The organism is Clostridium sp. ZS2-4 (assembly GCF_026719745.1).
GTDB lineage: Bacteria > Bacillota > Clostridia > Clostridiales > Clostridiaceae > Clostridium_H.
In genome coordinates this window covers 1-8,699 of the sequence record NZ_JAPPRQ010000107.1, presented here as the reverse complement: position 1 = coordinate 8,699, position 8,699 = coordinate 1, and the positions used below count along the sequence as shown (strand labels likewise).

Annotated in this window: 10 protein-coding genes; 6 read left to right on the top strand and 4 right to left on the bottom strand. The window is 27.9% G+C overall.

All coding sequences use genetic code 11. From position 1 onward, the window contains the following. The first annotated feature begins 1,065 nt into the window (after window positions 1-1,065). The 3 genes from OIO11_RS12405 (at window position 1,066) to OIO11_RS12395 (ending at window position 2,102) form a co-directional block, all read left to right on the top strand. Window positions 1,066-1,332, top strand: a complete 267-nt coding sequence (locus OIO11_RS12405) for a hypothetical protein (RefSeq protein WP_268071775.1) — start codon at window positions 1,066-1,068, stop codon at window positions 1,330-1,332. Window positions 1,333-1,425: 93 nt separating this feature from the next. Further along, window positions 1,426-1,722 (top strand): ribosomal protein L7/L12, encoded by a 297-nt coding sequence (locus OIO11_RS12400; RefSeq protein WP_268071774.1) that lies wholly within the window; start codon window positions 1,426-1,428, stop codon window positions 1,720-1,722. 170 nt (window positions 1,723-1,892) lie between these two features. Continuing rightward, on the top strand, window positions 1,893-2,102 hold the full coding sequence (locus OIO11_RS12395) for a hypothetical protein (RefSeq protein WP_268071773.1): 210 nt from the start codon (window positions 1,893-1,895) through the stop codon (window positions 2,100-2,102). A gap of 402 nt (window positions 2,103-2,504) precedes the next feature. On the opposite strand, the gene OIO11_RS12390 is transcribed toward OIO11_RS12395, so the two are convergent. The 4 genes from OIO11_RS12390 to OIO11_RS12375 form a co-directional block, all read right to left on the bottom strand. After that, on the bottom strand, window positions 2,505-3,497 hold the full coding sequence (locus OIO11_RS12390; protein WP_268071772.1) for a replication initiation protein: 993 nt from the start codon (window positions 3,495-3,497) through the stop codon (window positions 2,505-2,507). Between the two features lie 384 nt (window positions 3,498-3,881). After that, a complete protein-coding gene (locus OIO11_RS12385; protein ID WP_268071771.1) occupies window positions 3,882-4,466 on the bottom strand; it encodes a hypothetical protein in 585 nt (194 codons plus the stop codon). Continuing rightward, window positions 4,459-5,214, bottom strand: coding sequence for a ParA family protein (locus OIO11_RS12380; protein ID WP_326497939.1), 756 nt, complete (start codon window positions 5,212-5,214; stop codon window positions 4,459-4,461). Before OIO11_RS12380 ends, OIO11_RS12385 begins: the two co-directional genes overlap by 8 nt. 13 nt (window positions 5,215-5,227) lie before the next feature. Continuing rightward, window positions 5,228-5,482 (bottom strand): TIGR04540 family protein, encoded by a 255-nt coding sequence (locus tag OIO11_RS12375; protein WP_268071770.1) that lies wholly within the window; start codon window positions 5,480-5,482, stop codon window positions 5,228-5,230. Between the two features lie 330 nt (window positions 5,483-5,812). On the opposite strand from OIO11_RS12375, the gene OIO11_RS12370 reads away from it, so the two are divergent. From OIO11_RS12370 to OIO11_RS12360, 3 genes are all read left to right on the top strand, one after another. Further along, complete coding sequence (locus OIO11_RS12370; RefSeq protein ID WP_268071769.1) at window positions 5,813-6,574, top strand: ParA family protein; 762 nt, start codon at window positions 5,813-5,815, stop codon at window positions 6,572-6,574. Beyond that, window positions 6,558-7,007 (top strand): hypothetical protein, encoded by a 450-nt coding sequence (locus OIO11_RS12365; RefSeq protein WP_268071768.1) that lies wholly within the window; start codon window positions 6,558-6,560, stop codon window positions 7,005-7,007. Before OIO11_RS12370 ends, OIO11_RS12365 begins: the two co-directional genes overlap by 17 nt. Before the next feature lie 577 nt (window positions 7,008-7,584). Then, the gene (locus tag OIO11_RS12360) at window positions 7,585-8,331 is read left to right on the top strand and encodes a hypothetical protein (protein ID WP_268071767.1); all 747 of its coding nucleotides are present in this window, start codon (window positions 7,585-7,587) and stop codon (window positions 8,329-8,331) included. The last annotated feature ends 368 nt before the right edge of the window (window positions 8,332-8,699 follow it).

Sequence of the window (8,699 nt, the reverse complement as noted above, 5' to 3'; positions counted from 1 at the left end):
TTATATGCTTGTTCTTTTTCATTTTGAGTATTCATATCTCTTCATCCTTTGTTTAATAATCTCTATTTTATTATAAATAGAGACACTATTTAGGACAAGGTGAAATTATTAACTTCTTTTTATATAGTAATTGAATAAGGGAGTAAAATCACTTTATAATAAAACTGTTGATATAAAAATAAATTAAAAGATAGAAAAAAACTAATAGAACTTCAGAGAGAAATTTAAACAAACTAAAAATAAAAATATTTACACAAACATTTACACCATTACAAACATATATGTAAACATAAATGTTTGTAATGGTGTTTGTATTTCAAATCGGCTAAAATTCTTAACTTAAATAGATTTTTTATGATATATGATAAAAAGAATTTTGGTACGAAAAAGTTACCTTTTCTGTAAAGTTAGGTAGAAAAAGTTGTATTTAAAAAATTAAAGTGAAATATTTTCTAGTTAAAAATCAGATTGTATTAAATATACAATTTACATATATTGAAAAAACAGATATAATAATTACATAAAACTTTTGCAGCAGGACAAACATGATTTACGAAAGACATTGATAAAGCTGCTTTTACAGAGGCTTGTCAGTATGTAAAAGGGACAGAAAAACCTTGTCCAACAGGGTGTTTTTCACCCAAAAACCTTGATTTTAAGCTCGTCTTAAAACAAGCTCAAAACATTGATATATAAGGATTTGTAAAGAAATAAGGGCTTAAGAGCAACTTCCACTAAAACAAGGATTGAAACTTAAGAGTGATAGAAAATAATCTATACTTTTAGACTGCTGATTTAGCAGCCTTATTTGTTTTTTTGAAATTTAATGTAAAGCTATTTTCGTATGTTTAAATTAGAATTATACTATTTTTATGAATTAAAGGTTTAATGTGGTATAATTGCACGTATAACGATGTTGAACAATATAAAGAAATAACGGCATAAATCTATATGATATAACAGACTGAAATATAGATTATGTGTAATGACCATAATAAATTAAAATTATTGGAAACATTACGTGATTATCATAAATAAACTGTTAGATGTAAGGGAGCTGAGTATATGAAAGATATTTATGAGAAATTTAGATTAGTGTTAAAATATAGAGATTATTGTATACTATCGTTATTTGGTGTTCCAATATCATATTATTTTTATTATAGTTTCTCAAAGTTAGTAGGGAGTGTATTTTTTTTGATTTCTGTAATATTAGCATTTAAGTTTGCCAATAAATATCGTTGTCCAGTATGTAATTATAAATTTGATATAAGGGAATCATTCTTAGAAACAAGATATTGTCCAAAATGTGGAAAAGAATTGCAGGACTAAGTAGGTAAGACATAACATAAATAAGATGCGTAGCAAATATGATAAAATTGTATAATATGACCAATTGATTTAAAAATAAAGGAGATATAAGCTATGAATAACACAGATATTTTTGCAATTACAATAGGACTAATATCATTAATGGGCATATCAACTGCTATTAGTCAGTTGCGAAATGATATTGCACGTATGAATACAACTTTAGATAAGATTGCTAAACAACTTGGAGTGCCTGACACAATCACAGAAAATATAGATAATGAATTAAAAAGTCTTATTTCAGAAGGTAAAAAGATTAAAGCAATTAAAAGATATAGAATGGTTACTGGACTTGGTTTGAAGGAATCTAAAGAATATATTGATTCCTTAAGTGAACAGGAATTAATATAGGTGAATTTAGAGTTATATAGTGAAAAATTGTTATAAAGCGAGAATTTAAAAATATAATAGGGGTAATTCTAGGGTTACTGCAACCAACCGTAAATTCACTTACTAATTTTGTATATATTAGTTTTACTTAAATAAACACAGCTTTAACTAGTTCAAAGCGGGAGGTTTTTATGGCACAAGATTTTTATATAATGGAAAATTTATCTGGAAGTAAAGAGGAACTTGATCGCTTATTCTTTAACAATTACGAAAAATATTCCAAAATATTTCCGGCGATAAGCTTTAACGATGATATGCTTGACTTCTTATTTGATTATAGAAAATCTTTTTTTAAAGGGAAAATCGATTTTCTTGTTTCATTAGATCCATATGTCATTTAAAAAATATATGTGAATTTGCATTAAATAATAATTACATTCTTATTTGTCTAGGTGAGTAAAAACTCTTAAAGAAAGATATACAATAACATATTGTGTATCTTTCTTTAAATTTTTTATAAGTATCTTCAGAAAGAAATTCAAATAATACTAGAAACGAAAACATAAATACTTACACAAACATTTACAACACTACAAACATAAATGTTTACATTTATGTTTGTGTGTCAAAACAGCTTAAATACTGCTTTGATCAATAACTATAAACAATAAAAAGAAGTTAAGAATTTTTATTTTAGAATTTTTAACTTCTTTTTATTGTTTATAGAAAACCTTGTATTGTCTCTACTTTTTTAATTATTTCACAGCTAATATTTAAAACAAATCAGGTACGGAAAAGTTACTTTATTTCCACCCTAAAAGTCTTTTTTCGAGTTCATCAAAATCATATTTTCTTTGCTCATAATCATTGAAAGAATCTATTATTTCACTTTTTATAGGTGTTTTAAAATCTTCTTTTAAAGCTTTTATAATCCAAGGAACAAGACTTTTAATTTTCTTCTGCTCTTTGGCTAGTAGATATTTTTCTTTTATTCTTTCTATGTTTTCATCAGCAGCGTTATAAATTTTTTCTGCTTCAAGAAGAGTGATATCTTCACTAAATATATTTCTAATCTGTTCTATGTAATCATCATTTTCTATATCGTATATGGGGCTATTTGGGCTCATACAAGCATTTATTATAAATTTTAGGGCTATAACCCTCTTACCACTCTTTATTTGCTCATAATCCAAGGATATGTCAGTTTTATCGTTTATTTCTTCTTGAGCGACTGATAGTATTTTTTGCTTAAAGTTTGAAAATCTAGGATACTGTTTTTCATCTAATCCAAGCATCCGCCTCAAATCGTTAATTTCTATCAGTATACTTCCTTGTTTTCTAAATTCATAGGATTTCATTATTTCATATATGCGTATAGAATACTTACTTTTAAGTTGCAATATATTTTCTAGTTTATAAGAGGTATATAGCTTATTTAGTTTTAAAAGATAGGGCTTTAAATTAGGATCAAACATTAAGGTTAATTCTCCACTCCCCTTTTTATATTTGGCTGAAGATAACCATGAAAGTTGAATATATTCGTCTCCTTCCTTTATCTCCACTACCTTTTTAATCAAATTTTTAGTTATTTTAGGAAGAACTGAATATTTAGTTTTTGTACTGATATTCAATAAATTCATAAAGTCTTTTATTTTAAATTTATAAGGCTTAAATTCCTCATCTGTAGGTTGAACCATACTGGCTAATGTTAGTATTATCTTTTGTTCTTCTAAAGATAAATCATAACTAGAAGTAATGAGTGTATTTGATTTAGATACTAAGTAATTTTTATCCATTTCAACGCCTCCTGTGCATTAAGTTAATTATAATACACAAAGGTAACTTACGTAAATATAAGGTTGCCTTTAGGTACGGAAAGGTTACTCTTAGTCTTAATTTTGGTACGAAAAAGTTGCTTTTAAGTACGCAAAAGTTGCTTTAAAATTACTTTCAAGTACGGAAAAGTTGCCTTTAGGTACGCAAAAGTTACTTTTAAAATTTACAGCCCAGTAATACCAAGGCTTTCAGGGTGCCCTAAAACATATAAAACAATGTTTATATTAAAACATATAAAACAACTATGTTGTTGTAGGGTACGAAAAAGTTGCTTTTTACAATGAATACTTTTAAAACCCCAGAGAAATCTCGAATTTTTTCGGATAATGTCTGGGGTTTTATATTTAATTTATCTCAATATTATCTAAAACATCCTCTAGTATTTTCTGAACGAATTCTGATTTTCCCATTCCGGCTGCTTTAGAATATTTGTCTATTTTCTTTATAGTTGATGGCTTCAAATAGTAAGTAGTTCTTTTTAACTGCTCCTGTTTATTTGCTTTTTTAATTACAAATTTATTTGTAGATATATCAACAGAATTATTTACATTTTCATCAACTAAATTATTTGTAGTACTAGTTACATTATTGTAATCATAATTGTCTATAGTATTACTTACGTTACTATCAACAAAATTATTTGTGTTATTACAATCACAAATGTTTTCATTATTATTTACAGTATTATCATTATAAGTATTTGTATCATTGTAATCATTAATGTTTACATCGTTGTTTACATTTATGTTTGTGTTTACATCTGTATCATCATTTGTATTTGTATTTGTATCGATATAAGTATTGCTGTTGTTATCTGTGTTTACTGGATTAATGGTTTCAGTGTTTTTTTCAGCAATTTCTCTTTTCTGCATCATTTGTTTTTTTAGTTTTTCAAAGTTTGAATTTATATTATTTTGTTTTTTAGCCAACTACTTTCACCAGCCTTTCAAGTACATTAAAAAATTGATTAGAAGCTTCATCATCATATTCAAAAACTGTTTTACCAAGTTTACCTGCTTCCGTTATTTTAACTCTTCTGTTTATAGGTTCAGTTACTAAATCTCCATTGTCTGAGAAAAATTCTTTTAAAAACTGAAGGTTTTCTTTAGCATCATTAGTTCTTTGATCAAACATATTAGGAATTACTAAACCTATTTTGTTTGGGGAAAGACGAAGATCTGAAAGATATTCATATATTCCGCCAACAGCTCTAACAGATGCAGCTTCCACTTGAACAGGCATTATTATTTTATCTATGTAGCATAAAACAGCATCATTGATTTTAGTCCTTTGAGGACCGCAATCTATAAGTATGTAGTCATATCCCAGGGATTCAAGACCTTGAAGTTTTTCGCTTAAGACTAAATCAATTCTTGCCTCTCTGTAAAATTCAGCATTTATTTGATCTATGTTTTTATTAGGAAGTAAATCTAGGTTTTCACGGACATTTATAATACAGTCTTTTATATCTATATTGCTTCGTCTGTCTACAAGGTCAAAGAAAGTGTTTTGGTAATCTTCTTCATTAACCCCTAAAAAAAGTGAACTGTCATTTTGACCGTCTAAGTCTATTAAAAGAACTTTAAATCCAAGTTTTGCAAGTCCATGAGAAAGTTGTACTGATACTGTACTTTTCCCAACTCCACCCTTGTTATTTAAAACAGCTAGTTTATTCATTTGTAGTACCCCCTTAGGCATTTTTATTTAGAATATTTTCAAGAACTCCAATTCTAGTTTTCCCTAATATTTGTTTTGGTTTTAAAGCTATTTTGTTTTCGCCTTTTTTATAAAATTTATCTTTATTAGAATTTATAATAGTTATTATGTTTTCTTCTAAATCTGAGTTGGATATTTCATTTTCAAAATATGAATCAATTAGATTTTTTAAGGCATTACCTAAATCCAGTTGATTTTTATAGTAAAGTCGTATGTTAATGTTATCCAAAATTTAACCTCCTTTTATACTATTTTATACCTAGATTTATATACATTTTATATTATTTTTATACTTACAGTCAAAGTTTATTTTGAATTGTCTCAGGATGAAAATAAGTTTTATTCCCTGTTTTGGTGTTAATTACTAAAGCCATAATTAAAATTATGTAAACTACACTCAAAAAGTAAACCAATGACTAATTAGGAGAATATAAGAGTAAAAGAGTAAATATTATTTTAAGCAAATAAATAAAAGATTAAATTAGTAATTGAAGAAAAGAGTAAAATAACCTTATAATAAAATTATTGGAATAAAATTCAAAATAATGGAGGTGATGTTATGGAAATTATAGCTGTATGCAACCAAAAGGGAGGCTGTGCAAAGACAACAACTGCTTTGAATTTAGCAGTTTCACTTACAACTTTGGGTAAAAAAGTGCTGGTTGTAGACAATGATGCTCAGGGAAATTTAACCCAGAGTATAGGAGTAAAAGAGTATACACATACAATATACGACTGTATGCTGGAGGATTTATCTATTAAAGATGCCGTAATAGAAACTGAATTTGAAAATCTTCATATTGTTCCGGCAGACTTAAACTATTCCAATATAGAAATGGCTTTTGCTGGAGTTGAGGGAAAGGAATTTTTACTTAAAAATATTTTGGGAAAGGGTGAACTTGAATATGACTATGTATTTATAGACTGCAGCCCATCTTTGAGCCTTACCACGGTTAATGCGCTGGTATGTTCAGACAGTGTGATTATACCTTTAGAGCCGTCTATATTTAACCTGCAGGGATTGGCTCAGCTTATAAAAATTTTTAAGCTTACTATGGAGAGCTACAATAAAGATTTAAAGGTTAAAGGAGTTCTTTTAACAAGGGTAGATTCAAGGAGCAACTTATCTGAAGATTTTGCAGAGCAGCTCCGAGAGATATTTGGAAAGAAGCTTTTTAATACTATGATCCATCAGAACATAGCCATAGTTAGAAGCCAAATTGAAAAGAAACCTCTAGCATATTTTGATAAGAGCAGCAGAGGACATAAAGAGTATGTAGCCTTAGCAAAGGAGGTTATTAAACGTGGCGAAGAAGAGTGACACTACAAATATCAAGAACCTGGGAATGGGAATACTTGATACCCTGACAAGTATGAATGAAGAAAAGAGTAAAGAGGTAAAAGAGCAAAAAAATAATACTGTAAATACTCCTAAGAGTACAACAGTATCAGAGCAAAAGAGTAAAAGAGTAAATACCGAAAATAGTAAATCAATAAATACTCAAAATAATAATACCACAGAAGAAGAAAAGAATAAATCCATAAAAGAAGAAAAGAATAAAAATTCTAAAGAGAAAAAGAGTAAAAGAAGTTTTATGCTTACAGAAAAAAGCATACAGAGGTTGAGTATGCTTAATATGGCACTGGATGATAAGGACCTCAGCACCATAGTTGACGAGGCAATAAACCTTTACTTTGAAGAGAATAAAGGTAAGATAGAAGAATTGATTAGTAGGTATAATAGTTTGAAGTAATTCATTGAAAAGTTCTGGCAAGGATTAATGCCAGGGCTTTATTTTTGATTTTATTAAGTAGTATGTGATAAATAATAGTTTTTAAGTATATCTCTCTATTTAAGAAACTTATAACTAAAGGTAATTGCCCAAAAGTCAGTGTACTTTAATCTAACTCTAGTACCATTTAGTTAAGTTGATGTAATTTATTGTAAATTCCCATCTGCAAATCCATTGCCAAGTTGTCTACCACCAACATTATAATTATTTAAACTGAGTGAAAAATATATTTCCCTTAAAAACAACATTAATAAAAAATACATAAAAGGGAAAAAAATGAGCATGAAAAGAAATATTAATAAAATATATTCTTTTCATGCTGAAAATTGTACGTTTTATGTATTTAGTATTGAATTATGATTTTAAAACTATATAATTTAACTTGTGATTGGGATAAATTTAAGTTTTTAGCAGATCTGCAAGTATTTAAAAGAACTTAAAATGTCTAGGGTTATTTTCTTTAATATAAGTTTCTATAGTAATTGAATTCGTAGAGTAATGTTAGTTCGCTAGATAAATTAAGAGGAGGCTAAAAACAATGAACAGAAAAAAACTATTATCATTAGCATTTGGTGTATCTATTTTAGTACAATCATTAAATGTTATTAATGTCCAAGCAATAAGTGCTCAAACAAATAAGGAAGTACTTATTGATAAACAAATAGTAAACAACTCAAGCCAAACAGTAGAAGTTATGAATAAGAAGGAATTTGTTAAGTTAATTTCTGAATCTAGAAATATCTCAATGGAAGAAGCTTTAAACTATGTTAATAAGATAGTGGGTTACAATAGGATAACAACAAAATCTATTGACGTGATTGGAACTGAAAATCCTGATGGGGGATTTTCTCGTACGAGAGTATATGCGAGAGTAATTAAAACTATGACTGTTGGGTCGGGTAATTTCTCAACAAAGGTTAAAGTTACTGTACCAGTTACTATAATGCGCAGAAGAACTCCAGGCGGCACATATCAATCATTCGAAAAAGTTCTTAAAGGGGATGCTTTTTGTACAATAGTAAATAATTCTCATGCTGAAATAACAACAAGTAAACTTAGAATAAGTAATACTAGCAATAAGGTAGTAATAGATGGAGATATAGTTTTAACAGCAACATATGATAAATCAACAACTCAAGGTGGTTCGCTTGAAGTTGCCATTGAGAAAGAGGATGTTGGATCACTTACTGGAGGATATGAATATAGTCATACAAGTGGAAACAAACTCTATATAACTGCAGATAAAGCATTCTTGCATAAAGAAATTTTACCTACACGCTATTAATAGACTCAAACTCACTTACTAATTTTAAATAAGTGAGTTTTATTTAATATTAATTTTGACAAACTGATGAAATAACCTTAAAAAGAGGAAAAAATAATACTGTAAATACTCCTAAGAGTACAACAGCATCAGAGCAAAAGGTCACAGTAAAAATTTATATGGCGCAATCTTTGGTTATCATGTAATATTATCCCTAATTTATTTTGGGCGGACTTAGCCCGTCATGTTTTTTTATATTTTAAAAAAATATTAACCTATAAAACTGACGCCAAGAAATCAAAAGTCGATAGACCGTTTAATATATAGCTTGTTCTAGTTTTCTTACCTTGTCCATATATTATACTCCTCTGCATGCTTTCATTATATTT

Coding starts and splice junctions, on each gene's coding strand:
- OIO11_RS12405 (WP_268071775.1), top strand. CDS start 1,066: ATGAAAGATATTTATGAGAAATTTAGATTAGTGTTAAAATATAGAGAT.
- OIO11_RS12400 (WP_268071774.1), top strand. CDS start 1,426: ATGAATAACACAGATATTTTTGCAATTACAATAGGACTAATATCATTA.
- OIO11_RS12395 (WP_268071773.1), top strand. CDS start 1,893: ATGGCACAAGATTTTTATATAATGGAAAATTTATCTGGAAGTAAAGAG.
- OIO11_RS12390 (WP_268071772.1), bottom strand. CDS start 3,497: ATGGATAAAAATTACTTAGTATCTAAATCAAATACACTCATTACTTCT.
- OIO11_RS12380 (WP_326497939.1), bottom strand. CDS start 5,214: ATGAATAAACTAGCTGTTTTAAATAACAAGGGTGGAGTTGGGAAAAGT.
- OIO11_RS12370 (WP_268071769.1), top strand. CDS start 5,813: ATGGAAATTATAGCTGTATGCAACCAAAAGGGAGGCTGTGCAAAGACA.
- OIO11_RS12360 (WP_268071767.1), top strand. CDS start 7,585: ATGAACAGAAAAAAACTATTATCATTAGCATTTGGTGTATCTATTTTA.